This is a genomic window from Mesorhizobium sp. M8A.F.Ca.ET.218.01.1.1 (assembly GCF_004791165.1).
Taxonomy (GTDB): Bacteria; Pseudomonadota; Alphaproteobacteria; order Rhizobiales; family Rhizobiaceae; genus Mesorhizobium.
Genome location: NZ_SRUZ01000009.1, coordinates 47,843 through 73,474 on the forward strand (window position 1 = coordinate 47,843; position 25,632 = coordinate 73,474).

Below are 25,632 nucleotides of genomic sequence, written 5' to 3' on the forward strand. Positions count from 1 at the left end.
GCTCACAGTATTGACGGACCATGTCCTCGGCGCCTGGGTCCCTTGGCTGCAACCAATCGTCTTCTATAGATGCAATCCGATGCGATCCCAGTGGCATGCGCGCTTTCTCCGCCGTCACGACGCTCGTTGCTTTATTTGGACTAGGCAGCCGGCAGCGGCGGAACATCGAAAGCGGGATGTCAGCTCCAGTCGTAGCGAGGGCCGCGAACTCAAGTAGCCCCCTTCTCTATGTCTGTCAACGACAAATAGATCTTTCAAAATACAATTGTGTTCAAAAATTCTACCCGGAAACCGGGAAAATGGTCTCATTTGGTCAAGCTTCTAGCCAAGACAGGGTTTTCTTGTGCCAAATCGCCTTTTGTGGCTACATTTGCATGCTGCCTGATGCCCTTTGAATCGATAGCACGGGTAAATGATAGGACCGGGAAGTTACAAGAAGGTATGGTCGCGGCAATAACGGGCGCCGCTTTCCGAATCGGCTTGGAATGCGCACGATTCATGCTGGCGGAAGGTGGACGGGTTGCGCTTGTGGATCGCGCGGCAGATAGGCTCGACGAACTCTGCAGTGATCCCGGTCCAAGGGCCTTTCCGGTTGTGGTCGCCGACTTCTTCTTCAGCGAACACCACTGTGACCTGCTGGCGGCCTAACGCTTCCCTCGCATTGCAGCTGCGATGCTCGCCTTCAAGCTCATCGACCAGAATGTCGAGACAACGGTGGAGCGAGCGGACGGCAGCGACGTCGCGCAAGGCGAGGCCATCGCATGGGCGGTCCGGCCCGGGCCATGCTTAACGCCGAACGGACAGCGCTCTCATTGCGACGGCGACGGCAGCGTCATCGCGGCTGTTCGCGGCCATGTGCAAAGATCGTCTGCACGACGCCGGCTTGCGGGCTGTCGAAAAATACGCCGTGCACATCGCGATCGCCGCCGGAATTCGTCCAGCCGTCGAGCGCGCGCGAAGCTCGTCAAGATCGAAGTCGAGGTCGACAAGCTGGCCAGGTCTTGGGTCTCGCTCCGGGACGCTGCCCTACTCGACAACATGTCGGTCGACGAGTTGCAACATGCAATGGCGATGATTGCCGGCCGGGCGACTACCGAGGCCTCGTGTAGGGTCACACCGGCGACGGCGCCAGCATCGCCGCGACCGGAGTCGATCTGATCTCCGGCTGGCTGACTCATAGCGCGCCAACCTTAATATCGGTCTCGACTACCGTGAGATTTGATCGTCGGGCTGACCATCAGCGGGCAAGTCTCAGGGATAACCAGTCACCTGAATGGCCCGAGGGGTCTGCACGCGCAGGACTACACTTGACAGATAGCGTCGGTCCGGTCACCCTCAGGCATTCACCAGGGGAGTCCCGGCAAGGGGCTGAGATACTGCTGGCTTCGCGGCGCAGTGACCCGTTGAACCTGATCCAGTTCATACTGGCGTAGGGACGGTGCAAGCGCTTTTGCGGGAGTTTACGCCCGAGGTCCTGTTTCGGCAGGTCGACTGAAGCTCTTTTCATCCTTCCGGCACAGAACTGGGTCTCCAATGCATGAGCAAAGGAGCCTCACGATGAATGCCCTCACCCCTGCCGTGTCGACGGGACCATTGCCCGCCTCGCGGAAAATCCACAAGTCCGGCGTCCTCCACCCACAGATCAGGGTGCCGATGCGCGAAATCTCCGTTCATCCGACAGCCGGCGAGCCGCCCGTCACCGTCTATGATCCGTCCGGCCCCTACACCGACCCGACTGTCGAAACCAGCATCGAAAAGGGCCTCGCACGGATTCGCCGCGAATGGGTTACGGCCCGCGACGACGTCGAGGCCTATGACGGCCGCCATGTCCGGCCGGAAGACAATGGATTCGTCACGAGCGAGCGCCTGACACCGGAATTTCCGGTATGCAACCGACCGCTCAGGGCCAAGGCAGGCAAGGCGGTGACTCAGCTTGCCTATGCGCGCGCCGGCATCGTCACGCCCGAAATGGAGTTCGTCGCCATCCGCGAGAACCTCGGCCGCGAGATGCTGCGTGGCAAGCTTGAGCGGGACGGCGAGGCCTTCGGGGCCGCGATCCCCGACTTCGTCACACCGGAATTCGTGCGTGAGGAGGTAGCACGCGGACGTGCGATCATTCCCGCCAACATCAATCATCCCGAAAGCGAACCGATGATCATCGGCCGCAATTTCCTGGTGAAGATCAACGCCAATATCGGCAACTCGGCGGTCACCTCTTCGATGGCCGAGGAAGTGGAAAAGATGGTGTGGGCGATCCGCTGGGGCGCCGACACGGTGATGGATCTGTCGACGGGACGCAGCATCCATAACATCCGCGAGTGGATCGTACGCAATGCGCCAGTGCCGATCGGCACGGTGCCTCTCTATCAGGCGCTCGAAAAGGTGGGCGGCATCGCCGAGGACCTGACCTGGGCGGTCTACCGCGACACGCTGATCGAACAGGCCGAACAGGGCGTCGACTATTTCACCATCCATGCCGGCGTGCGGCTGCATTACATCCCGCTTACCGTAGACCGGGTCACGGGCATCGTCTCGCGTGGCGGCTCGATCATGGCCAAATGGTGCCTGCACCATCACCGAGAAAGCTTCCTCTACGAGCATTTCGCGGAGATCTGCGACATCTGCCGCGCCTATGATGTGTCCTTTTCTCTCGGCGACGGCCTTCGTCCGGGCTCGATCGCCGATGCCAATGACGCAGCCCAATTCGCCGAGCTGGAGACGCTCGGCGAGTTGACGAAGATCGCCTGGGCCAAGGATTGCCAGGTGATGATCGAGGGGCCCGGCCACGTGCCGATGCACAAGATCAAGGAGAACATGGACAAGCAGCTCGCAGTGTGCGGCGAGGCGCCGTTCTATACGCTTGGACCGCTGACGACCGACATCGCGCCAGGCTATGACCACATCACCTCAGGTATCGGCGCCGCCATGATCGGCTGGTTCGGCACGGCCATGCTTTGCTATGTCACACCCAAGGAGCATCTCGGCCTTCCCGACCGCAACGACGTCAAGATTGGCGTGATCACCTACAAGATAGCCGCTCATGCCGCCGATCTGGCTAAGGGGCATCCAGCGACAAAACTCAGGGATGATGCCCTTTCGCGCGCGCGTTTCGAGTTCCGCTGGGAAGACCAGTTCAACCTGTCGCTCGACCCCGAAACCGCGCGGTCCTTCCACGACCAGACCTTGCCCAAGGAGGCGCACAAGGTGGCGCATTTCTGCTCCATGTGCGGGCCGAAATTCTGCTCGATGCGCATCTCCCACGACATCCGCGCCGAGGCACAGAAAGAGGGCATGGCCGCGATGGCGGCGAAATATCGCGAAGGCGGCGATCTCTATATGCCGGCTGATGAGACCGGCGTACGGCTGATGTCAGAGGTGCCGGAACCGTCATGAGGGTACTGGTCAAAGGGGCCGGCGTCGCCGGCCTCGCCGCGGCGTTCGAGCTCGCTGCCCGCGGTGCCGCGGTGACCGTCGCGGAGACAAGGCATGGCCTCGGCGGCAACGCATCATGGTTCGCGGGCGGCATGCTGGCACCATGGTGCGAGCGTGAAAGCGCCGAGCAGCCGGTTCTGGACCTTGGATGCGGCGCGGCCGATTGGTGGGAGGCGACAACGCCGGGTCAGGTGACACGGGCCGGGACACTGGTCGTGGCCGCGCCGCGTGATGCGGGCGAGCTCGACCGGTTCGCCAGTCGCACGTCGGGTCATCGGCGCGTCGATGAAGATGATATCGCGTTGCTGGAGCCCGACCTCGCCGGCCGATTCCGCCGCGGATTGCTGTTCCCCGATGAGGGTCATCTCGACCCGCGCCAGGCGATGGCGGCACTTCATGACAAGCTCGCGGCCATGGGTGTCGAATTCCACTTCAGCTGCGACGCCCGGCACATCTCCGGTTTCGATCGCCACATCGACTGCACGGGGATGGCGGCCGTCGATGACAGGCTGCGCGGCGTTCGCGGCGAAATGCTGATCCTGCGCACGCCTGAAGTCTCGCTGTCGCGCCCGGTCCGGCTGCTTCATCCGCGCTTTCCGCTCTACGCGGTGCCGCGCACCGGCCACCGTTTCATGATCGGCGCCACGATGATCGAGAGCCAATCTGGGGGACCGGTCACGGCGCGTTCGATGATGGAGTTGCTCAGTGCCGCCTGCGGGCTCCATCCGACATTCGGCGAGGCTGAGATCGTTGAGGCCGGTGTCGGCGTTCGTCCGGCCTTTCCAGACAACCTGCCGCGAGTCGAGGTCCATGGAAGCACCGTCGCGATCAACGGCCTCTACCGCCATGGCTTTCTTCTCGCCCCCGCAATGGCGCACCAGGCAGCCGACCTGGTTTTCAATCAAGCCGGAACCAAGGAGCTTGCTCATGAAACTGATGGTCAATGGCGAAGCGCGTGAGATCGCCGCCGCCACGCTGGCCGAATTGCTTGCCGCGCTCGACTATGAGGGCGATTGGCTGGCGACGGCCGTCAACAGCGACCTCGTGCACAAAGCCAACCGGGCGGAATTCCGATTGAGCGACGGCGACCGGATCGAAATCCTCTCGCCGATGCAGGGAGGCTAGCATGTTCGATCTTCTTGGAACGACGCTTGCCTCGCGGCTGCTTCTCGGCACGGCTCAATATCCCTCGCCGGCCATCCTTGCCGACGCGGTCAAGGCGTCGGGCACGTCTATCGTGACCGTCTCCCTGCGGCGAGAGATGGCGGGCGGCAGGGCCGGCGAGAAATTCTGGTCGCTGATGCGCTCGCTTGGCACGAGAGTCCTTCCCAACACGGCAGGCTGCCACTCCGTCAAGGAAGCGGTCACCACCGCGAACATGGCGCGCGAGGTGTTCGGGACGAGCTGGATCAAGCTCGAAGTGATCGGCAAACACGACACACTGCAGCCTGACGTGTTCTGCCTGGTCGACGCCGCCCGCATCCTGTCCGAGGACGGCTTTTCCGTCTTTCCCTATACCACCGACGATCTTGTCGTCGCCGAGCGGCTGCTGGAAGCGGGCTGCAAGGTCCTGATGCCGTGGTGCGCACCGATCGGTTCCGCCCTGGGACCCGTCAACATTCCGGCGCTGCGCTCGATGCGCGCACATTTCCCAGGCGTCCCGCTGATTGTGGATGCAGGGCTCGGACGGCCGTCGCACGCGGCGACCGTCATGGAACTCGGCTTTGACGCCGTGCTCCTGAACACGGCGGTCGCCAAGGCGGCCGATCCGGTCGGCATGGCGCGTGCTTTCGGCAAGACGGTCGAAGCCGGCCGCGAAGCCTTTTGCTCGGGAATGCTCGAACCGCGCGAGGTCGCGATGCCGTCAACCCCGACGATCGGCAGGGCGGCTTTTTCATGAAGCTCGATCCCTTCTATCTGATCGTCGGTAGTGCAGCCTGGATCGAGCGGCTGGTGCCGCTCGGCGTGAAGCTGGTGCAGCTTCGCATCAAGACCATGGACGAAACCGGGCTGCGCGCGGAGATCCGCAAGTCGAAGGCCTTGTGTGTCCAATACAAAAGCCAGCTCATCGTCAACGATCATTGGCGCCTGGTAATCGAGGAGGGCTGCGATTTCGTGCATCTCGGCCAGGAGGATCTGCAAACCGCTGACCTCTCGAGGATACGGTCAGCCGGTGTCAGGCTCGGGTTGAGCACGCATGATCATGTCGAGCTGGAAACGGCCATGTTTGCTGAACCCGACTATGTCGCGCTCGGTCCAATCTATCCCACCATCTTGAAGAAAATGAAGTGGGCACCGCAAGGGCTAGAGCGGATCAGCGAGTGGAAGCGGCGGGTGGCGCGGATACCATTGGTCGCCATCGGCGGCCTCAACCCGGACCGCCTCGACGGCGTCTTTGAGGCCGGCGCCAACAGCGCCGCAGTGGTCACGGACATCACGTTGAACTCCGACCCCGAAGCGCGCACGCGAGAATGGATCGAAAAGACGGACCGATGGCGATGAGACGAGAACCGCATGTGCTTGTCGTTGGCGGGTCCGACTCCAGCGGCGGAGCCGGAATTGCGCGTGACATCGAGACGATCTCTGCCATTGGCGTGCGCACCTGTCTCGCCGTCACAGCGCTAACGGTGCAAACGCACGACGCAGTGATCGAAATCCATCATTCGCCACCCAGCCTGGTGGCCAATCAGATGTGCGCCGCGCTGCAGGCCAACGACGTGGCCACAATCAAGATCGGCATGCTGGCGACTGCCGAGATCATTGTTGCCGTTGCCGCAATGCTGCGCAAATTTCCCCATGTCCCCGCAGTACTCGACCCTGTGCTGGCCTCCACCTCAGGTCGAGCGCTACTCGAAACGGACGCCATCGCCGCCATGAAACGCGATCTGATGCCGCTTTGCCGTGTCGTTACGCCTAATTTAATCGAGTTGGCGCTTCTTGTCGGCGCGGAATTGGCGATGGATGAGGGAAGCGCGCTTCAACAAGGACAAAGACTTCTGGCCGACGGGCCACAGTCCCTGCTGATCAAGGGCGGCCACGCATCTGGACCTCGATCAACCGATATCCTGTTGCGTTCCGATCGGGAACCTGTCCGTTTCGATATGCCTCGGCTTGCCGGAACGCTACGCGGGACCGGCTGCATGATGGCCAGCGCGATCGCGGCGCATTTTGCAAATGCGAGATCACTTGAAGACAGCGTGCGAGAAGGCAAGCTGTTTGTTTTCAAAAAACTGGAGAAAGGCACGAGACCCATGCCCCCATCGATGACGAGATCGGCATCGCGCCAAGCCACATGAATGATATTGCTTCTGAAATCAGGAGGACGTGCGGCTCCCGTATCCGCGTGATGCCCCGACCCAGAGCTTCGCGTGAAAGCCAGCCGGGAGCACGGTGAGCGTCGCCAAGCCTTGTGGACGACATCAACGATGTCCGCTGCGCAAGCATTCGCTCGACCTTCAACTTAAGGACGGTCAGGACCGAAAACCGTCGACATGTAGTAGATCAGCGCGGCGCCATCCCAGCGAGGTTGCCTTCAGTAACGAAATGAACTCGTTGACCGGGCCGGCAGTGCGACACGCAGCGCCTGAGGCAGGATGATCAGGAAGAATAGCGACCCGGGTGCAGGCCGAGGGCCGCCGCGCCTTCCGATTGTCCCTTGCCGATGGCTGCTTAGGAACTGCGAAGAATCTCGGCCAGGTTGGCATTCTGGATCAACGTCAAGGCAAGAAGGGCCGCGATGAAAGACGTGAACCAGTTCGATTGGAACACCGCCCGAGATTTGCGGCAGCCCATTCCAGATGAACAGCAGCACGAGCAGCGCCGGCGCACCGCGAAGAGCCAGACGAGGCGACGATAAACAGACGGACCCAGCGCCGCTTGGACGTGGCCAGCGCCGCTGTTGCCGGGGATATGGTCAAGTCGACCGACATCACGACAACCGAAAGAATCAAGGTCAGCAGGGTCCCCTTGGGGAGGGCAGCCGAACAATGCCGTCAGGAAGAGCTTGTCGACGACCACGGCGCCCTTCCCTCAATTGAGGCCGAGTGCTTGACGTCGGTAGTGGTGCCCGGGAGGTTCCATTTCTTCAGCAGCGTCAGCATCTCGCCGCTCGCCTGCATCGCCTCGAGTCGCCTTGACCAGTTGCTCGCGATCATCGCCGCTTTTTCTCAGACAGATTCCGTAGGTTCGCCCCCGCCATAGTTGTACCGAACGTGCAGCCGACCTGACATCTGCTGGATGCGGAACCGCCGTCGTGTCCTGGGCGATTGTTGCGCGGCTCCGTCTGTCCCGCTCAACGAGCAACTCTTCCTCCTTCTACAGAAGGCGCTCTAACTGACTGGCGCTGTAGGCATCGATGACCAGACCGGTTATGAACGCTGCTTTCAAGATGGCATGGGTTGCCTTCACCTTGTTGGTGCCGGCTGACAAAAGGATGATGTCGCTCTGAGAAAGCGCAGACAAGTTGATCGCCAGCGTGCGTCTGCAGATCTGTGAATCGATATAATTTCCGTTCTTGTCGAAGAACAATCCAAGCGTGTCGCCGACAGCGCCGAGCTCCTGGAGGACCTTCAGGTCGTCCATGGACAGATAGCCATAACGCGACAGGAACGAACTGGAACCGCATTCGCCGACGCTGATGAAGCAGGCCTGTGCGCGCATGGCCGTGCGAATGATGTCCTGAACCACCCTCTGCTGGATGAAGACCTCTCGATCCTCTTCACTGTCTGCGATGAATGGCACCGGCAGATACTTCGCCTGTCCACCTGTCTTTGAAGCGATCTTCTGAACAACGTCAAACGGGTTTGCCGAGGCCGAACGCGTCAACGAACCGAGAAGCGACACGAACTGTACATCAGGCTTGTGGATCGGGAGGAAGGCATCGGCCATGGCGCTGATCGTCCTGCCCCAAGCGAGACCAATGACGGTCTCCTTCGCTTGATCCTGGACCAGCATCGAGCGAAGGATCTTCGCAGCGACCATACCGACCCCGCGGCGCGCAACTGCCTCACCCGTTGCTGCGTTCTCCTCGTCATCGGAGGGCGGGGTGATAAAGCAGAATTTCAGGTCGAACTTGATGCGGATGCGCTCCTCGAGTTCGGAAAGCGCCGACAGCCGGTGGTCGATGTCGATCGTAACGATGCCGCTCGTTCGGGCATCGGCAATCAGGCGCGCAACCTTGACGCGGGAAACGCCCAGGACGGATGCGATCTCGTTCTGGGTTTTTTCGGCCACATAGTAAAGCCACGCGGCTCTCACCATCATGTCGCCGTCGCTCTGGTCGCGTTCGATCACTGTGAATCCTTTCTCGCGCTCGTGTATCATTTGTTCAGTCGGCGAGCAAAAGTATTTTTGGTTTGACTTTTTGTGCACGCAATGAACAAATGATCGTCGCTTGCAGCAGCAAGCGTCTCTTTCTGGGAGGATTTGATGACTGACATTGATGGTCAATCGACCGCAACTGGGGGCGTATCGCGCCGCGATCTCTTGAAGTGGGGTGGACGTGCAGGCGGCGTGGCCGCGGCAGCTGCCACGCTGCCCAACATGGCCGAATTTCTCCTCGGCTCGACGCCAGCGTATGCCGCTGACAAGCCGCTGAACATCGCGGTCATCGGTCAACAGATGTCCGCCCAGTCCGACCAGCGTGCTTGGGAAGGTATGCAGGCCTGGATGAAGGGCATGGGCGTCGACAAGACCTGGAAGATGAACCTGACGGACGCGAAGGGCGATCCCGGCAAGCTTGTCTCGCAGATCCAGGATGCCGTGACCGCAAAGGTTGATGCAATCATCGTGCTCTTTGCGACGCTAACGGCTGCGCATGCTGCGCTTGATAGCGTCAAGAGCTCTGGCATTCCGTTCTTCAGCATCGATTCCGGATGGCAAGATCCAGCGATCGCCGATCTCACCAGCAACAATTACATTCTCGGTGGCGCGCCGTCGCAATACATGGCCGACCGTCTTCTCGGCGCCGGCAAGAGCAAGGCGAAGATTGCCTCGATCGTTGCAAACTTCCATCACGGCACGCGAAAGCGCGGCAAGGTTCTCGAAGTTCTGTTGTCTGAAAATACCTGGATCGAGCAGGTCGATTCCCGTGTCATCCAGTATGACGGGTTCTATGAAAAGACCCAGAATATCGTTAACGACTGGCTGACGCGCTACGGCGACGAGCTGGATTGCATCTGGTGCCCATGGGACGAGCCGGCAATGGCGGCCTCCGAAGCGATCGTTGCCAAGGGCCTTCAGGACAAGATTTTCGTGGTTGGCGCCGATGGCCATCCGACCGCGCTGCAGAGAATGCGTGATGGCGGTGCCAAATGGCCGCACAAGGCAACTAGCGCCCAAGCCTTTGAACTGTGGGGTGCCTACTGCGGATGGCTGGTCAACGAAATCGTCGGCAAGGGCGGTGATGCCAAGAGGCTCGTTCCCGTTCCAATCGTCGAGTTCCCGACCCCGCTGCTCGTCAGCGAGGTCAACATCCCCGGCAAGGATGACCAGCCGTGGTCCGCGACGGACCTTTACTACCTGTACCAGGACCGCGTGTTGAAGGGCATGAAAGGCTGACCTCCCAAGCCGGCCGGCAGCTGTGGCTGCCGGCCCCCGTTCCAGCCTTGGATCATCATAAGCGATTTAACATGAGCGAAGAACTTTTGCGGGTCGAAGCCATCTCGAAGGCTTTCGGCGGTGTCCAGGTATTGCAGGATGTCAGCCTGTTGCTGAGAAGCGGCGAAGTTCTAGCCCTCGTCGGTGCAAACGGCGCGGGCAAGTCGACACTGATCAAGGTGATCTGTGGCGCATATGCGGCCGACAAAGGCACCATCTTCATCGATGGCCAGCAGCAGAACTACAGGAACGTGCGTGAAGCCGTCGCTGCCGGCGTCTCGGTTGCCCACCAGAACAACATGACCATCTCGCGCCTCACCGGTGCCCAGAATATCGAACTCGGCCGCGAGCCGACGCGCTTCGGCCTGATCGACAAGCGCGAACTGCGCAGGCGTGCGGAAGCGCTTTGGCGGGTTTTCGATGTCAACATCGACATCAATGCCGAATGCGGAGATCTCGGGCCCGGCGAACAAAAGATCGTCGACATCCTGAAGGCGCTCGCGACGGACCCTCGCATTCTCATCCTCGATGAGCCAACGGCAACTCTGACGCTCGGCGAGAGCAAGCGGCTGTTTGCCTTCATCGATCAACTGCGGACAAAGAACATCGGCGTGATCTTCATCTCGCATCACCTCCAAGAAGTCCTCGATCACTGCGACAGCGTCGTGGTCCTAAAAGACGGCCGGCTTGTCCATCAAGGTGTCGTGGATAACAACCTGACGCGCGAAGACATAGTGCAGATGATGATAGGCCGGAGCGTCGTTCAAGAAAAGCGAGCCTCATCTGCGGTCGCGGGTGAAACCGTCGTTTCCGTAGAGAACCTCAAGGTCGGGAGTCTACACGTTAATCGGTTCGAGGCGGCCCGCGGCGAGGTCGTCGGCATCGCCGGGCTAATCGGTGCGGGCCAAACCGAATTCCTGCAATGTCTTGCGGGTGCCCGGCGCCCGTCGCAGGCCGGCTCCGTCGAGCTGTTTGCAAAACCCGGCCTACCGAAGACCGTTGGCGACGCGGTTCTAGACGGCATCTACTCAGTGCCCGCCGATCGCATACACACGGCGATCTTCGGGGCACTGACCGTCGAGGAAAACCTCTCGACCGCATCACTTTCGGGGCTTTCGTCGAAAGGCTTCATTTCGAGCCGCACGGCGAGAGCGCGTGCCGGCGAACTGATCTCGGCGCTCGCCATCAAATGCGCCGGACAGGACCAGAAGGTCCAGGAACTCTCAGGTGGTAACCAACAGAAGGTCTCCTTCGCGCGCTGGCTGTCACGCCCGGGTCTCAGCCAGGATAGCCTGAGGAACCAGATTTTCCTGCTTGATAATCCGACAGAAGGCGTCGACGTCGGCGCCAAGGCGGAGTTTTACGATCTCATCGGGCGCCTGGCCATACGCGGCGGGACGGTGATCGTCACGAGTGCCGAGTTTACCGAACTGATCGCCATTTGCGATCGCATCTATTGCATTTCAAACAGCACGCTTTCCGATCATTTCCCGGCGGTGGAGATGACCGAAGAAACCCTGCTCCTGAAAACCAATTGAAGGACAGATAACAGTGAAAGAAAACGCTATCAAAGTCCCGATCAACTGGATGGATTTCGCGACCCGCTATGGCACCGTCTTTGCTGCCCTGGTGATCTTCGTAGTCTTTTCGATCTTCAGCCCGCGCTTCCTGAGTGCTAACAATCTCAGCAACGTCCTCGTCCAGATTTCCGCTTTGACGGTGGTCGCAAGCGCCCTGACGGTTGCAGTCGTGAGCGGAGAGTTTGATCTTTCGGTCGGACAGGTCGCGGGCCTCTCCTCGATGCTTGTCGCGGGCCTCTTGGTGTTCAACAACCAGCCAGTCGTCGTCGCGATCCCGCTATCCATCCTGGCAGGACTCGTCATCGGCATCGTCAACGGCTTTCTCGTGACGAATCTGCGCATCCCGTCGCTGATTGCGACACTCGGGATGGGGCCGATCGCACTTGGCATCAACTACGCCTATAGCGGCGGTGACTCGATCTACGCACAGATGCCGGATGCCTTCTACTACCTGTCGACAGGCCGCATCTTCGGGTTCTTTCCCGTGCCAGTGCTGCTTGCAATTATCGTCGTCATCGCTGTCCATACGCTTATCAACAAGACACGCTATGGGCGCGCGACAGTTGCCACGGGCACCAATATCGTTGCCGCACGGCTATCGGGCATCAACGTCAACCGCTGCCGCCAGATTGCGCTTGTTATTTCAGCGACGGGCGCCTCTGCCGCCGGCGTCATGTTGACGGCACGCCTGGGAACCGGCCAGCCCGGTGCTGGCGAACCCTACCTGATGGATGCGCTGACAGCAGTCTTCATCGGCATGACATGCTTCCGTCCGGGCAGGGCATCCGTCGAAGGAACGATCATCGGCGTCATCATCATCGGCATGCTCGACAATGGTCTCAATCTCCTCGGCGCGCCCTTCTACCTGCAAAACATCGTGCGTGGCGTTGTGATGATCGCGGCTGTCGCCCTTGCGGTACTGCGTGGCGAAATCCGCTTCTTCTGAAAGGATAATATCGTGTCCCAGGATCAAACCCAGCTTGCGGCCAGCGCCGGCGGTTCCGCATTGCCCAAACGCAACAGCCAGCTTATCGATCTCTACCGTGTCATGCGGCGCATCCGCACCTTCGAGGAACGCGTCGGAGAACTCTTCATCCGCGGCCAGTCGGCAGGCTCGATGTTGCATCTGTCGATCGGCGAGGAATCGAGCGCTGCAGGTGTCTGTGCCGCTATGCAGCCGCAGGATACGTTCACAACGCACCATCGCGGGCATGGCATCTTTCTTGCTCGTGGCGCTGACCCCAAGCAAATGATGGCCGAGATCGGCGGCAAGGAGACGGGCTACTGCAAGGGCAAGGGTGGGTCCATGCATATTGCCGACATGGCACTTGGCCATCTGGGCGCTAATGCTATTGTCGGCGGCGGTATCCCGGCTGTCGTCGGCGCCGGCCTCTCCAGCAAATATCTGAAGCAGAACTCGGTTTCGATCGCCTTCTTCGGCGATGGGGCCATGCAGCAGGGCATTCTCTACGAGAGCATGAACATGGCAGCGCTCTGGAATCTTCCGGTTCTCTTCGTGTGCGTCAACAATCAATACGGCATGGGCACCCGCATCGACCAGGCGACGAAAAGCACCCGGTTCGACGAGCGCGCAAAGGCCTTCGGGCTGAATGGCGCAGTAGTCAACGGCCATGACGTCGAGGAGGTCGAGGCAACCGCACGCTGGCTCGTGGATGACGCCCGCGCAGGAAAGCCTGGTTTCCTTTCGGTCGAAGTCTATCGCTTCTTCGGTCATGCGCGAATGGACAAAAGCCCCTACCGCACGGAGGCCGAAGAGACGGAGGGCCGCAGGAAGGATCCGGTGCTCTTAGCCCGTGACAGGCTGATTGCCGAAAAGCTGGAAACGGAAACCACGCTCGATGCGATGGACAAGGAGATCGTCACCGAGATGGATGCGACGATCGACTTCGCCGTCGGATCGAAGGCGCCGCCACTGACGTCGATGTTCCGTGATGTTTATGCCCTCGGAGAGCCGAAGCCGGAACCCGTCAGCGTCCGTATCGATCGTGTACTTGCCAGGGATGATGCATGATGACCGCTACCACCTATAGAGACGCGCTTCGTAAGGCGCTTGACGACGCGATGACTGATGACGAGACAATTGTCGTTATCGGTGAGGAGGTGGGACGCTACGGGGGCGCCTATGGCGTTACCAAGGACCTGATCAAGACCCATGGTCCCGAAAGGCTGATCGACACGCCGATCTCTGAGCCGGCGATCATCGGCGCGGCTGTTGGCGCCGCCATGACCGGTCTCAGGCCCGTCGCCGAGCTGATGTATGTCGATTTCCTCGGCATGACGATGGACCAGCTCGCTAACCAGGCCGCCAAGATCCGCTACATGTTCGGTGGCCAGATTGGTGTGCCGATGGTATTGCGCACGCAAGGAGGCACGGGACGATCGGCCGGAGCTCAACATTCGCAGAGCCTCGAGGCATGGGTTATGCATACGCCGGGCCTGAGGCTCGCCATGCCTGCAACGGCCGCCGACGCCTATCATCTCTTGCGTCAGAGCCTAACCAAGCCCGATCCTGTCGTCTTCATCGAGCACAAGGCGCTTTATACACGCAAGGAAGACGTTGATTTCGAAGCCGAGCCTTTGCCATGGGGAAAGGCGGCCGTGCGACGCGAGGGCGGCGATCTCGTCATCGTCACCTATTCCAGGCAGGTTTTCTATGCGCTGGACGCTGCCGAAATGCTGTCTAAGAAGGGTTTCGAGGTCACAGTGATCGACCTCAGAACGCTTAATCCGCTCGATTTCGACACGGTGCGCAGCCATGTGGAGCGCGTCGGCAAAGCGATGGTCGTCTCGGAGGGTGTGATGACCTCGGGCGTGGCCGCCGAGCTCGCTGCCCGCATTTCGGAAGAATGCTTCGACTTCCTTGAACAGCCGGTCGTGCGGGTTGCCGGCGAGGACATCCCGATCTCGGTGTCGCAGGAGCTCGAATCCGGCAGTGTGCCGTCGGCATCGGTCATCGCCGGCGTTGCTGAGAGAATGCTCTCATGAGCGAGCGCATTCTAAAAATGCCGCGTCTCGGCGAGACGATGGAAGAGGGCAAGATTGTCGGTTGGCTGATCAAGTCGGGCGACAGTTTCAAGCGTGGCGACCCGATCGTCGAGATCGAGACGGACAAGACGATCGCGGAGTTTCCAGCCCTCGGCGACGGCCGGCTCGGCGAAATCCTGGTATCGATCGGCGACATGATCGATGTCGGCAAGCCGCTTGCCCGCATCGACATCGGCGATGGCCCGGACTGGACCGCCGGCGAAGGCGACGAGAGCGAAACGACCGGTGAGGCAGCTGTCGCCTCGACAATGGAGCAACGCGAAGGCGTGCTGGTCGAGAACAATCTTGAAATGCCGCGTCTCGGTGAGACCATGGAAGAGGGCCGCATTGCGAAATGGCTGAAGGCGCCAGGCGACAGTTTCGTGCGCGGCGAGGCGATCATCGAGATCGAGACGGACAAGACGATTGCCGAGCTCCCGGCTATGACTGACGGGCGGCTTGTCTCGATCCTTCGCGATGACGGCGACATTGTGCCGGTCGGGGAACCGATCGCAAGGATCGAAATTCCGGCGTCTGCGATTGGAGATGAGGATAGAACGCCGATTCAACTCGCTTCCGAAGCGCACGGTGCTCCCGCGGCTGAAGTGACGCCAAGGGAGATCGGTCAGAGAGAGGGACGGCAGCGCGCTACCCCGCTTGCACGGCGCCTTGCAAGGCGCGAGCGCATCGATCTGTCGACCATAGTGGGAAGCGGCCGTCGTGGGCGCATCGAGAAAGCCGACGTCCTGAACGCCGCTGCAGGCAGCAGTCCGGCTGCTGCTGGCGCTGCGACCGGGGAGGTCAAATACGCAGCCTTCCAGCGCGGAAAAATGGCTTATCTCGATCTGGGAGGTGCCGGCGATCCGCCCGTCCTCTTGCTGCACGGTTTCTCCGGTGACCGCACGACCTGGGCCGCTCTTGCTTCCGGATTGAAACGAGCTCATCGACGCGTCATCATCCCTGATCTGCCCGGTCACGGTCTGACGGGGATCGAAGCGGATGGCGCAGCCGATCTCTCGCTTGATCTGCCGGCATTTCTCGATGCCGTGGGGCTTACCAGAGTGGACGTGGTTGCTCACTCGCTTGGCGCCATCGCAGCACTGGGGCTCGCGGAGCAATCGATGGGCAAGGTCGCCTCGATCACCTTGATCGCACCCGCAGGCCTTGGCTTGGAAATCGATATGCAGTTCGTGAAGGGAATGGCGGCTGCCAGGTCGGGTGGCGAGGTCGCGCATCTTCTCCGCAGACTTTCAGTCAACAGCGTGCACCTCTCCGAAGAGGCACTCAGTGCACTCGCGAGTGACCTCGCCAAGGGCCGGCTTGTAGCCCTTTCCGAGGCGGTCGTTGGTCCGATGGGGCAGAAGGTCGATGGCCTTGCGGCAATCGAAAAGCTTGCCGCGACGATGCCGATCCGGGTGCTCTTCGGCCTCGAGGACCGGATCATTCCTTGGAAGCATGCGCTTGGCTTGCCGGCGCGTGTTCCGGTCCACTTCCTCTCCAACTCCGGTCACATGCCGCAATGGGATCAGACGAAGGAGGTGCTGGATATCCTTCTCTCACAAGGGGACAAACCATGAGCGAAACTGCCGAAAAACTGAAAGAAGCGCAAAGACGCATTGGCACCCTGGCAAAGGCTAGCCCTGACCTCTTCGGCGGCTTTGCGCGGGTCAGCAAGGTGGCGACGACCGCAGGCAGCTTCACGGCGGCCCAGAAGGAATTGATGGCCGTGGCCATTGCCGTTTCGAAGGGTTGCGAGGACTGCATCCTCTATCACCTTGATGCCGCACTCAAGCACGGAGCCAAGGAGGCGGAACTCGTTGAGGCGCTGGATGTGGCGATCGAGATGGGTGGCGGTCCAGCAGTCATGTATGGAGCAAAAGCATTGGAAATCATGCGCGCTCTTCAGTAGCGCCCAAGAAGCGCGCCGGCTGGGTGCTGGCGCGGGAGGAGACAGGATGGCTTACTTTTTGACCGCCGATGGTGGTACCGAGAGCCTGCGAGCTCGCGTCTACGATCTTTCTGGAACATGCCTCGGTAGCGTTGCCGTTCCCTATGAAACAAAGTTCTCCGCCGGTGCCCGGGCAGAGCAAGATCCCGAGGACTGGTGGTCGGCCTTCGTCAAGGCATCGCGTCAGGCGATTTTGGAAGCCCGGGTCGACGCATCTGCCATCGAGGCGATCACGCTTGCGACGACGAGTTGCACGGTGGTGGCGCTCGACCAGGACGGCTGGGCGCTTCGGCCCGCCATCATCTGGATGGATGTGCGCGCAAATGCGGAGGCCGATGCGGTGCTGGCAACCGGTGACGGCGCGTTGATCACCAATGGCGGCGGGAAGGGACCGGTCTCCGCCGAATGGATGATCCCGAAGGCGCTGTGGATCGCCCGCAACGAGCCGGAGATATTCCAGGCGGCGCATACGATCTGCGAATATCAGGATTTCATGACTCTGCGGCTAACCGGCGAGCGGGCCGCCAGCCTCAACAATATCGCGCTTCGCTGGCATTACCAGACGGATCGCGGCGGATGGGCGACATCGCTGATCGAGACGCTCGGCATACCCGAACTGATGCAGAAATGGCCGCAGCGCGTGGTGCCCCCCGGTGAAGTCGTCGGCACGCTGAGCGCCAAGGCGGCCGATGCGCTGGGGCTTCCCGCCACGGTCAAGCTCGTGCAGGGCGGCGCGGATGCGCTGATCGGCATGATCGGTCTCGGCGTGGCGCAGCCGGGCCAGTTGGCGCTGATCACTGGCTCCTCGCACCTGCAGTTCGGTGTCTCGGAGACGCCGCTCAACGCGCCGGGGATCTGGGGCAGCTATCCCGATTGCGTCTATCCCAAACGCTACATCGTTGAAGGGGGGCAGACCTCCACAGGCTCGATCATCGCCTGGCTTGGGCGCTTGATGAACGGCACGATGGATCTCGACGAATTGAACCGCAAGGCCGTCGCACTCGAGCCGGGCTGCGACGGGCTGATCGTGCAGGATCATTTCCAGGGCAATCGCACCCCCTATACAGACCCGCTGTCCCGCGGCGCCATTATCGGCCTGACGCTTGCGCATCATCCACATCATATCTTCCGGGCGATCATGGAAGGTATCGGTTTCGGCACCCGCGCCATCCTCGATGCCATGGCCGACGCGGGCTATAGCGGCCAGGAAATTACGGTTGGCGGCGGGGCCGGGGCATCGGATCTCTGGTTGCAGATCCATGCCGATACGGCGGGCCTGCCGGTTTGCGTGCCCGGATCCCGCGATGCGCCGTCCGTCGGTTCGGCTGTGCTTGCCGCCCATGGTGCCGGCCATTTCGCTACTATCGACGACGGGATCGCGGCTATGGTCAAACCCGGAAAGCGCATCGAGCCACGCCCGCGCGAGGCAGGGCTGTATAACGATATCTACCTGCAATACCGGGCGCTCTATCCCGCCTTGAAATCCATTCGCCAGATGAGCGGAACCACGGCATGACGGGCGATGCGGATTTCAGGCTGGACGGCAAGGTGGCGGTGGTGACGGGGGCGGCCCGCGGCATTGGCCGGGCAGTGGCCGAGCGGCTGGCGGCAGCCGGTGCGCATGTGGTAATTGCCGATCGCGACGAGGCGGAGACTGCAGTTGCAATGTCTGCCATCGAGCAGGCAGGCGGCACTGCGAGCGCCATTGCGCTCGACGTCACGGATCGCGATCAGATCGCCGAGGTGGTCGAGCGTCTCTATGCCGCGCATCGCAGGATCGACATCCTCATCAGCAACGCAGGCATTGTGCGCAATGCGCCGGCCGCGGAGATGAGTCTCGACGACTGGAAATCCGTGATCGATATCGATCTTGGCGGGGTCTTCAATTGCTCGCAGGCCTTTGGACGGCGCATGATTGCGGACGGGCGCGGCGTGATCGTCAATATCTCGTCTATCTGCGGCGAGGTGACTGTCTATCCGCAGCCGCAGGTCTCCTACAATGCGGCCAAGGCCGGGGTAAATCTCCTGACCAAATCGCTGGCCGTGGAGTGGGCCAAACAGGGCGTGCGCGTCAACGCCGTAGCACCCGGCTATGTCGCCACCGAGCTGACACTGCGGGGCCGCAGCAACGAGGAATGGTTCGGCACCTGGATGCGCATGACCCCGATGGGGCGCCTCGGCGAACCGCGAGAAATCGCCAACGCAGTTCTTTTTCTGGCCGCCGACGCATCGAGCTACATCACCGGCACGGTGCTGACGGTCGATGGCGGCTATACCGCCATGTAATCTGGAGGACTTTGAAAGATGAGTGAACAGACGAGAACGGTGTTGGTAACAGGCGCCAGCCGCGGCATCGGCAAGGCCATTGCGATCGGCATGGCCAAGCGTGGCTATGATGTGGCGATCAACGATATCAAGCGTCAGAAAGACCTGCTTTCAGAGCTTGCGCGCGAGATCGAAGCACTCGGCCGCCGCGCCCTTATCGTGTTTGCCGATGTCAGCAGCAAGGCCGATGTCGGCCGAATGGCGGGCGAGATCCGTGCCGCCTTCGGGCACCTCGATGCCGTCGTCAACAACGCCGGCATTTTGATTTCCGGCGATGTCGAAGGCCTGAAGGAGGAATACTGGGACAGCGTTATGGACGTGAACGCGAAGGGCACTTTCCTTGTCATCCAGTCCGTTCTGCCGATGATGAAGGCCCGGAAATATGGCCGCATCGTCAACATCGCCTCAATCGGCGGCAAGCATGGCGCGCCCGAACAGGCGCATTACTCCGCGTCCAAGGCGGCGGTGATGGGCTTTACCCGGGTTCTGGCGCAGGAAGTTGGTGTCGATGGCATCACGGCCAATTGCGTCTGCCCCGGCATCATCTTGACCGATATGGGCCGTGTCAATCTCGATGATCCGACCGTGCGCAAGGGCTGGCAGGACAAGACCGCGATGCGCCGGATCGGCGACCCAGAGGATGTTGTCGGCGCAGTTGCCTTTTTAGCATCCGACGATGCAGCCTTCATCACGGGTCAGACATTAAATGTCGATGGCGGCATCGTGCTGAGTTGAATTCAAGATGCTGAAAACGTGGAGGCATTCTCATCTCCTTCGGACCGTGTCAAAAGAATCCCATGAAACATCCGCGTGCAGCAAGGCGATTGCTGCCTTTGGTTGATAAAGGCCCGACACGAGGTCGAACGGAGCAGGAACGTTATACGGCGCGCCTTAGCCCAACCGGAAGACGAAGCGACCTGAAGCCTTCCGGGAGACGTTGCTCGCTGCCCCAGGTGTGCCCCTGTCCGATCGACCATGCCGTCCGACCTTCATGCCTTCGTCAAAGCGTGCGGCATGGCGCTGCAGCGTCCGCAGGGAATAGCTGACCGCCGTGCCCTCCCAGTTCCGCGTTGGGTTGTCTGCTAGCTCGGACAGAGCGTCGGTGCGGGCAGTCGATTTGGCTGGATGCTGAAGCACTGGCCTCAGGTAATCGAGCCACCATGTGTGCTCTGCCGTCCTGCCGGTGATTGATTTCGAGTGGTCTCCAACGAGGGTTTGAGAGACCTTTAAGCGGTGCTGGTATTCGAGCGGCAGGGACGCGGAATTCACCTATATTGCTCCCCGGCGTTCCCGCCGCGCCGACCATTGACCTTCCGCACTTCGAGCGGATTTTTTCGCCAGTGACGCCGACGAAGAGCGCGGTGAGCGACTTGTCGCCCAATGCCGACCAGCGCAGCAAACTCAACTGTGGGCAGCCACTCACTCATAGCTAGCAACCTGGCGTCGACGCGGGGCAATTCCTGAGAATTTTGCGGGGATATGCTACCTCGCGAACGTGTAGACTATTTAGATCGTCCGAGACTACCTCGCGGAGGCAATATCGGCGAGTGCGAGCGCCACTCGCTCGATGAGGGTTACCAAACCTGTCGCTGGAGGTTACGAATGCGCGTGTTCGTTGGCCTTAGGTTCCCAATCGTGGCTGCAATAAGCTCAATCAAAACATCCCCTTAAGGCCAGTCGGGAATCGATTGTCGTCGGGGCACATTGGTAACCTGTTGTCCAAAGGGCATTGGTAACCTCTTCGGGCGAAAGCGGCGGGATATCATCCACTTAGAAGTCCGGCCGACGACAGATAATTCTGGACTCTTGCCCCTCACGACGACAGATAATTCCGGACGTCATACCAGTCTGCCATTTATGCGACTTTTGAGGCCCAAATGGTGAACACCAATGCCGTCCTTGTTGGCGCGGCGCCTCATCGATCGGACTTGTGCTCCCGCGGTGGGCCCTGATCATGCCGCGACCGCTTGGTCCGGAGTGAAGACGTGGGGCAGGTAGTTCATCAGCGTTTGGCCATCGGCATTTCGGCTGAGCTCGATGGTAATCAGCCGGTCGTTCTGGAACGCCGGGCTGAGCTCCAGCGAGAGATAATCGAACAGCGGCTTTTCGTGCACCGCGATAATGATCTGACGCTGCAGGTTTGATTTGGCCAGCATTCTGAGCAGTGCGGTGAACTGGGCAATATGGACCTCGTCCATGCTCTGCACGGGGTCGTCGATCACCAGCCAAGGGAGGTCGGGGGAAACCGAAAGATGTAGAGCGAGGAAAAGCGTGAGCGCGGCCGTGTTGAGATTGCCGGCACTCAGCATTGCGCGGGGATCGCCGCCCTTGCCGCCCGAGCGATACCAGGTCTCAAGCACCGCCTCTACCGGACCGCCATTGGTTTCGGGGACGGCAAAGGCGGGCACAAAAGGCTCTTCCGGCGCCAGCCGCACGAAGAGGTCGCGCCACACCCGGTTTAGCGAGCCGTTGAAGACTTTCCTGACAATGGCGGTCCGGGCTTCTCCCGCGCGCTTTGCCAGTTCGCGGGCGTCAAGAATCAGGCGGTCAGCGCGATCTTTCGCGGCATTCAGCCTGCCAAGGCGACCCTGAGCGGTTCCCGTTGCAATAACGACTGGTTGCCGTGAGGCATTGAGCCGCTGCACTTCAAGGGCGTTTCCCGCCATTTCGCGGCGGATCGTCTGGTTCGCGGTATAGATTTCGACGAGGCGTGACGCCTCGGCGGCAAAGCGCGACAGAGCGGCTGCAATATCTTCGGTCGGGCCGAGAGGCGCCACACCGAGCTCCGTGCTGAAGCGCTCGACCGACTGGCGCAAAGCGGTGCCGCCCTGGTCCTGGACGGCGAGATCTGAAAGCGCGCGGGAGGCCGCAGCGGCCTCACCCATCAGGCGTTGACCTTCCTCCACGTCGCTGATCATGCCGGCCAGTGACAGGTCCACTTCCTGCAACAGTGCGACGCGGGTCCGAAGCGCGTCTCGATTGGTGGCGTCGAGGCGTCGCCCTCGGACTTCGCCGAGCTCCCTCTCGGCGACGACCACTGTCGAAAGGGAAGAGGTCCGGTCGCGGCTTAGGGCCTGGAGCTGCCCGGCGACAGCGGTGAGCTCTGCTATCCGCGCAGAGACATGGGCCTGTAGCGGCACCTCCGAGGTCTCTTTGAAATTGCGGCCGCAAACCGGGCAGTCGTCGGTATGGATATGCGGCAGCACGCCGCTCAATGACTGGGCAAGGGCGCCGGCCTCGGATGCGAGGTTCGAGATTTGTTGCTCGAGCGCCTGTATGCGCGCCCGACCGCGTGTGACGGCGCCCTCATGATCGGCCTCGAGCTTGGCGTCGGCTGCGTCGTTGTCGAGAAGTTCCTGGCAACGCCGAAGTTCTTCCCGCACCGCTCTTGTCGCGGCGGCATGGGCCGGCTGGGGCCCGCCGGCGCTCAACGACGGAAGGTCGGAGAACAAGGGCATGAGCCGTTCGAGCACGGCCTGAAGCGCGGCTCCCTTTGTCGCGGACCATGCCGCGACCGCCCGGCCGGCGTTCTCGCTGCGCGGCTGCGCGGCGGCGCGATCGCGAGCAAGGTCTGTGCCGGCGATCTGCTGCCATTGCAAGCCAGCGGCCTCAAGCTCGCGGCGCACCGTCGTGAGCCTCAGGAGTTCGCTCTGCTCGGTCTCGCCGGCAGTTGGGCCGGTGGCGGGACCGTCGCCAACTGAGACCAATCGATTCGATAGAGCGTCGTTCTGCTCTTCGAGCTGTCGGATCCTGACGTCGGTCTTCTCCAATTCGGCACCCAGGCGGTCACGTTCGCCCTCGACCTGGGGAATGGTGTCCCTGGTCTCGCCATATCCCGGAACGCCGCTTCGCAGCCGCCGCACATCACCCGCATCATGCAGGCCATCGATGATGGCATCGAGGTGATCCAGGCCCAGCAAGTCCTTGACGAACTTGGTAAGGGCGGAATCCGAGCGCTTCGCGGAATCCTGATAGAGTTCGAGCAGGCGGCCCAGCGATGACTGCGCGAGGAAGCAGCGTTCGGCATAGAACCGGGCGAGATCCGGTCCGAGCAGCGCCTCGCCCTCTATCGCATTGGCGGTCACCTTGAGGCTGGCCTCATTGCGCTTGAGGCCACTCGTCTCAATTTTGAGCTCCGCGGACTTGGCGTCCTTGTGGACGAGGTGGGCTGCGTAGTCGGGATCGACCCGTTGGAGCGACGCGACTTGGCCCGTCAGAGCCAGCTCGATGGCCGACAGCAGGCTTGTTTTGCCCGCGCCGTTTGCGCCGTGGATGAGGACGATGGGAGCGTCCAGCGGGACGGTGATGGTCCCCTTGATGCTGCGAAAATTTGTGAGGGTGATCGAACTCAACTGAGCAGCGCTCATTCCGAAGCTCCCTGTGTTAACTCTGGCCCAAGATCGATGTCTTCTTCTGGTTCAATTTCTGCCTCGATGGCGGCGTTGAGAAGCTCGTGCAGATGTTGCTGGACGCCATCTGCGCCTTGGTCCGCGAAGGCAACCAGGCCGACGATATTTTGGTCGAGATCGGCGGATCTGCTGACGATCGAGTCTAGCGACTCCGCCGTGTCGCTGGTCGGTTCAGGCAACTTGAGCGGCAGCAGGACAGCCAGCCAGTTCTCCAGCAGAGCAGTTGTCGCTCCCTGTTCGGTCACACCGACGGGAAGCACACGGCAAACCTTGGTCATCGCATCAAGCGTGGCGGCGGAGGGTTTGGGCCCGACAAGGATCGTGGTCAGGGGACGTTTGGAGCGGGTGACGTCGAGCGCGCGCGCCACCCCTTCCACCTTGCGGAGGATCTTCTGTTCGGTGTCGAACGCCGTGTCAGCGACAAGGATGAGGTCGGGCGACGGGCTTTCGCCGACGAGGGCGGCTGGAAGATCGAACGATAGGCCGGCGATCGACAGCGGGACTGACAGAGGGCGGTAACCCGCTTCCGAAAGCAGCGCGACGACCCCCTCGACTGGCGTGGCGCTGGTCATATCGCTGCCTCCGAACGAAACTGCTGCATGAGATCTGCCGCACTGGTCGCGTGCTGGAGCAGGTCGTAAATGCTGACCTCCCGCAATCCCAGCACGCCCGTCCGACCGGGTGAGCTTCGGGGCGAGCGGGGCATCGGCGGTGGCTTCTCTGCACTATAGACCAGGACGGCGTCCTCGTTGTCATCGATATGGCCATTCTGCTGCAGCCGGATGGCTGACCGGCCATTGGCCGCAAGGACAAGCTTAGTGCTTGCCGACGCAGTCACCACTTTCACCGCACCCGAGGCGGGATCAGCGGGATCACTTTCGGCTAGGGTCCAGGTGCCCTCCGCCACGCCAATACCAAGCAAACCGGCAAAGACCGCGATCTCCGGCAATCCGGATGAAGGGAGGGTCTGGTCAGCCGCAATCTGATGAAGCGGCAAGGGCGTTACAGGGTTGTAGCGGCGCGGGGCAACCCCTGCCCCCCCGTCCCGGAACATCATCATCGTGCGCGAGGCGTGGTCGACGAATTTGCGGACGAACTGCAGTCGATCGCCATTGTCGAGGGTCGCCAGGTGGTCCCGCAGTGCCACCACTCCCTGTTGCAGAGCCGCGCGCGCGGCGGGGTCGAGGGTACCCTGGACCGTGTCGACCATGACCTGCATCTTGTCGGCGATGACCGAGAGTACGAGCGCGAGCAAAAGCGGGTTGGCGTATGCTCTGACAAGCGACTGCTCGTTGATCTGGTCGCGGGTCGCCGCCGTATAGATCTGCGGATAGACGTTCTTGAGTAGTCCCTCCTGGTCGGCGCCGACCTGTTCTCCCGAGAAGACGAAGCTGGGCCTGTTTCCGGGCCAGGGCCAGCGCATCACTGATTCCGCCTTTGCGAAGAAGGCCTGGATATTGGAGTCCTGGGCCGATAGGCCCATCATGATGGTCGGCTTCGAAACGGCAATATCGAGCAGACGGTTGATCACGGCTTGATTTTCGGGTGCGGCGGCCCAACGGTTGATTTGCGAGTAGCGGCCGACAAGAAACGGCCTGTAGGTTCCCTCGTCGGCGACGGCCAACACTGCGCAGCCATGAAATTTGATGATCTGACCGGTAAGCTCCGGCTGACGAAGATCCTCGGCGCGAACGCAGACCACGAGCTTGGGAACGCCTCCCGTCAGTTCGGCAACAGCCTTCTCGACCAGTCCGTCCCAGTTCGCCGTGGCGATGCTAGACGCACTGCCTTCGAGAACTAGAATGCCCATACATAGATGCTCGACATCGGGTTCGATGGCGGGGTTCGCGAAGGTGGCGGGGACGCCCACGCCGTCCCACAGCAAATAGTCATCGGCCTTCCCGGCAACGGTGACGTCGAGCAGCCGAGCATAATTGTTGGTCAGCCGCGCGACAATGGCGGCCTGGTCCGGCCAAGCGGCGAAGCCAAGGGTGAAATCGACCCTTGCCCATTCGTCGGCCGACAGCGGGGCGAGGCCGAGGGCACGCTTGAGGGCTATGTTATAGGGACAGTTGGGGTTGGCCGGATCGCTCTGCTGGCGCAGAAACTCCATCACACGCACGATGATGTGCTTCAGGCCATCTACCCGTCCGAATGAGATGCCCGAACCAAGCCAAAAGGCATACTGGTCCTCGGCGATGCCCGTCGCGACGCTGCGAAAGGGACCATCGAGGATGTCGAGGGTTTGACGAACGGAAATCGTTGAAGCGCTTGGCGCAGCTGGCATACTTTGGCT

Annotated in this window: 22 protein-coding genes, 1 pseudogene and 1 riboswitch; of the genes and pseudogenes, 18 read left to right on the forward strand and 5 right to left on the reverse strand. The window is 61.2% G+C overall.

Translation table 11 applies throughout. The features are described 5' to 3' along the window. Positions 1-384: 384 nt before the first annotated feature. From EN861_RS36430 to EN861_RS28220, 8 genes and pseudogenes are all read left to right on the forward strand, one after another. Positions 385-600 (forward strand): annotated as a pseudogene (locus EN861_RS36430) (hypothetical protein); the annotation flags it as partial. 72 nt (positions 601-672) lie between these two features. Further along, complete coding sequence (locus EN861_RS36435; protein WP_245512127.1) at positions 673-1,158, forward strand: hypothetical protein; 486 nt, start codon at positions 673-675, stop codon at positions 1,156-1,158. Between the two features lie 180 nt (positions 1,159-1,338). Beyond that, positions 1,339-1,454: riboswitch (TPP riboswitch) on the forward strand. A gap of 103 nt (positions 1,455-1,557) precedes the next feature. Next, positions 1,558-3,393 carry a phosphomethylpyrimidine synthase ThiC gene (gene thiC / locus EN861_RS28195; protein WP_135867078.1) on the forward strand — a complete coding sequence of 612 codons (1,836 nt, stop codon included), beginning with the start codon at positions 1,558-1,560 and terminating at the stop codon, positions 3,391-3,393. Then, a complete protein-coding gene (gene thiO / locus EN861_RS28200) occupies positions 3,390-4,391 on the forward strand; it encodes a glycine oxidase ThiO (RefSeq protein WP_135867080.1) in 1,002 nt (333 codons plus the stop codon). Before thiC ends, thiO begins: the two co-directional genes overlap by 4 nt. Beyond that, positions 4,360-4,557 carry a sulfur carrier protein ThiS gene (thiS, locus tag EN861_RS28205; RefSeq protein WP_135867082.1) on the forward strand — a complete coding sequence of 66 codons (198 nt, stop codon included), beginning with the start codon at positions 4,360-4,362 and terminating at the stop codon, positions 4,555-4,557. Before thiO ends, thiS begins: the two co-directional genes overlap by 32 nt. A gap of 1 nt (position 4,558) precedes the next feature. Beyond that, entirely contained in the window at positions 4,559-5,332 is a 774-nt protein-coding gene (locus EN861_RS28210) for a thiazole synthase (RefSeq protein WP_135867084.1), read from the forward strand. Then, positions 5,329-5,934, forward strand: coding sequence for a thiamine phosphate synthase (locus EN861_RS28215; protein ID WP_135867087.1), 606 nt, complete (start codon positions 5,329-5,331; stop codon positions 5,932-5,934). Before EN861_RS28210 ends, EN861_RS28215 begins: the two co-directional genes overlap by 4 nt. Beyond that, positions 5,925-6,728 carry a hydroxymethylpyrimidine/phosphomethylpyrimidine kinase gene (locus EN861_RS28220; RefSeq protein WP_135867089.1) on the forward strand — a complete coding sequence of 268 codons (804 nt, stop codon included), beginning with the start codon at positions 5,925-5,927 and terminating at the stop codon, positions 6,726-6,728. Before EN861_RS28215 ends, EN861_RS28220 begins: the two co-directional genes overlap by 10 nt. Before the next feature lie 373 nt (positions 6,729-7,101). On the opposite strand, the gene EN861_RS28225 is transcribed toward EN861_RS28220, so the two are convergent. Both EN861_RS28225 and EN861_RS28230 read right to left on the reverse strand, forming a co-directional pair. Next, complete coding sequence (locus EN861_RS28225) at positions 7,102-7,449, reverse strand: hypothetical protein (protein WP_127399388.1); 348 nt, start codon at positions 7,447-7,449, stop codon at positions 7,102-7,104. Between the two features lie 297 nt (positions 7,450-7,746). Continuing rightward, on the reverse strand, positions 7,747-8,724 hold the full coding sequence (locus EN861_RS28230; protein ID WP_189343759.1) for a sugar-binding transcriptional regulator: 978 nt from the start codon (positions 8,722-8,724) through the stop codon (positions 7,747-7,749). 135 nt (positions 8,725-8,859) lie between these two features. On the opposite strand from EN861_RS28230, the gene EN861_RS28235 reads away from it, so the two are divergent. The 10 genes from EN861_RS28235 (at position 8,860) to EN861_RS28280 (ending at position 19,662) form a co-directional block, all read left to right on the forward strand. Beyond that, positions 8,860-9,990: a sugar ABC transporter substrate-binding protein gene (locus tag EN861_RS28235; RefSeq protein WP_135867094.1), complete on the forward strand. Its 1,131-nt coding sequence runs from the start codon at positions 8,860-8,862 to the stop codon at positions 9,988-9,990. 71 nt (positions 9,991-10,061) lie between these two features. Next, the gene (locus EN861_RS28240; RefSeq protein WP_135867096.1) at positions 10,062-11,567 is read left to right on the forward strand and encodes a sugar ABC transporter ATP-binding protein; all 1,506 of its coding nucleotides are present in this window, start codon (positions 10,062-10,064) and stop codon (positions 11,565-11,567) included. Between the two features lie 13 nt (positions 11,568-11,580). Beyond that, positions 11,581-12,555 carry an ABC transporter permease gene (locus tag EN861_RS28245; RefSeq protein WP_135867098.1) on the forward strand — a complete coding sequence of 325 codons (975 nt, stop codon included), beginning with the start codon at positions 11,581-11,583 and terminating at the stop codon, positions 12,553-12,555. Between the two features lie 12 nt (positions 12,556-12,567). Next, positions 12,568-13,641, forward strand: coding sequence for a thiamine pyrophosphate-dependent dehydrogenase E1 component subunit alpha (locus EN861_RS28250; protein ID WP_245512128.1), 1,074 nt, complete (start codon positions 12,568-12,570; stop codon positions 13,639-13,641). Continuing rightward, the gene (locus EN861_RS28255) at positions 13,638-14,615 is read left to right on the forward strand and encodes a pyruvate dehydrogenase complex E1 component subunit beta (protein ID WP_135867100.1); all 978 of its coding nucleotides are present in this window, start codon (positions 13,638-13,640) and stop codon (positions 14,613-14,615) included. Before EN861_RS28250 ends, EN861_RS28255 begins: the two co-directional genes overlap by 4 nt. A gap of 17 nt (positions 14,616-14,632) precedes the next feature. Beyond that, positions 14,633-16,231 (forward strand): acetoin dehydrogenase dihydrolipoyllysine-residue acetyltransferase subunit, encoded by a 1,599-nt coding sequence (locus EN861_RS28260; protein WP_281041228.1) that lies wholly within the window; start codon positions 14,633-14,635, stop codon positions 16,229-16,231. Then, positions 16,228-16,563, forward strand: a complete 336-nt coding sequence (locus EN861_RS28265; protein WP_135867104.1) for a carboxymuconolactone decarboxylase family protein — start codon at positions 16,228-16,230, stop codon at positions 16,561-16,563. Before EN861_RS28260 ends, EN861_RS28265 begins: the two co-directional genes overlap by 4 nt. Before the next feature lie 46 nt (positions 16,564-16,609). Beyond that, positions 16,610-18,118 carry an FGGY-family carbohydrate kinase gene (locus EN861_RS28270; protein WP_135867106.1) on the forward strand — a complete coding sequence of 503 codons (1,509 nt, stop codon included), beginning with the start codon at positions 16,610-16,612 and terminating at the stop codon, positions 18,116-18,118. Beyond that, on the forward strand, positions 18,115-18,888 hold the full coding sequence (locus tag EN861_RS28275; RefSeq protein ID WP_135867108.1) for an SDR family oxidoreductase: 774 nt from the start codon (positions 18,115-18,117) through the stop codon (positions 18,886-18,888). The genes EN861_RS28270 and EN861_RS28275 overlap by 4 nt, the downstream gene beginning before the upstream one ends. Positions 18,889-18,906: 18 nt before the next feature. Continuing rightward, positions 18,907-19,662 (forward strand): SDR family NAD(P)-dependent oxidoreductase, encoded by a 756-nt coding sequence (locus EN861_RS28280; protein ID WP_135867110.1) that lies wholly within the window; start codon positions 18,907-18,909, stop codon positions 19,660-19,662. Positions 19,663-20,879: 1,217 nt separating this feature from the next. On the opposite strand, the gene EN861_RS28285 is transcribed toward EN861_RS28280, so the two are convergent. Genes EN861_RS28285 through EN861_RS28295 form a run of 3 tightly spaced genes read right to left on the reverse strand, consistent with a single transcriptional unit; the run spans position 20,880 to position 25,623 of the window. Further along, complete coding sequence (locus EN861_RS28285) at positions 20,880-23,294, reverse strand: AAA family ATPase (protein ID WP_135867112.1); 2,415 nt, start codon at positions 23,292-23,294, stop codon at positions 20,880-20,882. Further along, positions 23,291-23,908, reverse strand: coding sequence for a hypothetical protein (locus EN861_RS28290; protein WP_135867114.1), 618 nt, complete (start codon positions 23,906-23,908; stop codon positions 23,291-23,293). Before EN861_RS28290 ends, EN861_RS28285 begins: the two co-directional genes overlap by 4 nt. Beyond that, positions 23,905-25,623 (reverse strand): SIR2 family protein, encoded by a 1,719-nt coding sequence (locus EN861_RS28295; RefSeq protein ID WP_135867116.1) that lies wholly within the window; start codon positions 25,621-25,623, stop codon positions 23,905-23,907. The genes EN861_RS28290 and EN861_RS28295 overlap by 4 nt, the downstream gene beginning before the upstream one ends. Positions 25,624-25,632 lie beyond the last annotated feature (9 nt).

Excerpts from the sequence above, each read along its gene's own strand:
- EN861_RS28260 (WP_281041228.1), top strand. The coding sequence starts at position 14,633 with ATGCCGCGTCTCGGCGAGACGATGGAAGAGGGCAAGATTGTCGGTTGG.
- EN861_RS28235 (WP_135867094.1), top strand. The coding sequence starts at position 8,860 with ATGACTGACATTGATGGTCAATCGACCGCAACTGGGGGCGTATCGCGC.
- EN861_RS28290 (WP_135867114.1), bottom strand. The coding sequence starts at position 23,908 with ATGACCAGCGCCACGCCAGTCGAGGGGGTCGTCGCGCTGCTTTCGGAA.
- EN861_RS28210 (WP_135867084.1), top strand. The coding sequence starts at position 4,559 with ATGTTCGATCTTCTTGGAACGACGCTTGCCTCGCGGCTGCTTCTCGGC.
- EN861_RS28280 (WP_135867110.1), top strand. The coding sequence starts at position 18,907 with ATGAGTGAACAGACGAGAACGGTGTTGGTAACAGGCGCCAGCCGCGGC.
- EN861_RS28255 (WP_135867100.1), top strand. The coding sequence starts at position 13,638 with ATGATGACCGCTACCACCTATAGAGACGCGCTTCGTAAGGCGCTTGAC.
- EN861_RS28285 (WP_135867112.1), bottom strand. The coding sequence starts at position 23,294 with ATGAGCGCTGCTCAGTTGAGTTCGATCACCCTCACAAATTTTCGCAGC.
- EN861_RS28295 (WP_135867116.1), bottom strand. The coding sequence starts at position 25,623 with ATGCCAGCTGCGCCAAGCGCTTCAACGATTTCCGTTCGTCAAACCCTC.
- thiS (WP_135867082.1), top strand. The coding sequence starts at position 4,360 with ATGAAACTGATGGTCAATGGCGAAGCGCGTGAGATCGCCGCCGCCACG.
- EN861_RS28220 (WP_135867089.1), top strand. The coding sequence starts at position 5,925 with ATGGCGATGAGACGAGAACCGCATGTGCTTGTCGTTGGCGGGTCCGAC.
- EN861_RS28270 (WP_135867106.1), top strand. The coding sequence starts at position 16,610 with ATGGCTTACTTTTTGACCGCCGATGGTGGTACCGAGAGCCTGCGAGCT.
- thiC (WP_135867078.1), top strand. The coding sequence starts at position 1,558 with ATGAATGCCCTCACCCCTGCCGTGTCGACGGGACCATTGCCCGCCTCG.
- EN861_RS36435 (WP_245512127.1), top strand. The coding sequence starts at position 673 with ATGCTCGCCTTCAAGCTCATCGACCAGAATGTCGAGACAACGGTGGAG.
- thiO (WP_135867080.1), top strand. The coding sequence starts at position 3,390 with ATGAGGGTACTGGTCAAAGGGGCCGGCGTCGCCGGCCTCGCCGCGGCG.
- EN861_RS28215 (WP_135867087.1), top strand. The coding sequence starts at position 5,329 with ATGAAGCTCGATCCCTTCTATCTGATCGTCGGTAGTGCAGCCTGGATC.
- EN861_RS28265 (WP_135867104.1), top strand. The coding sequence starts at position 16,228 with ATGAGCGAAACTGCCGAAAAACTGAAAGAAGCGCAAAGACGCATTGGC.
- EN861_RS28240 (WP_135867096.1), top strand. The coding sequence starts at position 10,062 with ATGAGCGAAGAACTTTTGCGGGTCGAAGCCATCTCGAAGGCTTTCGGC.
- EN861_RS28275 (WP_135867108.1), top strand. The coding sequence starts at position 18,115 with ATGACGGGCGATGCGGATTTCAGGCTGGACGGCAAGGTGGCGGTGGTG.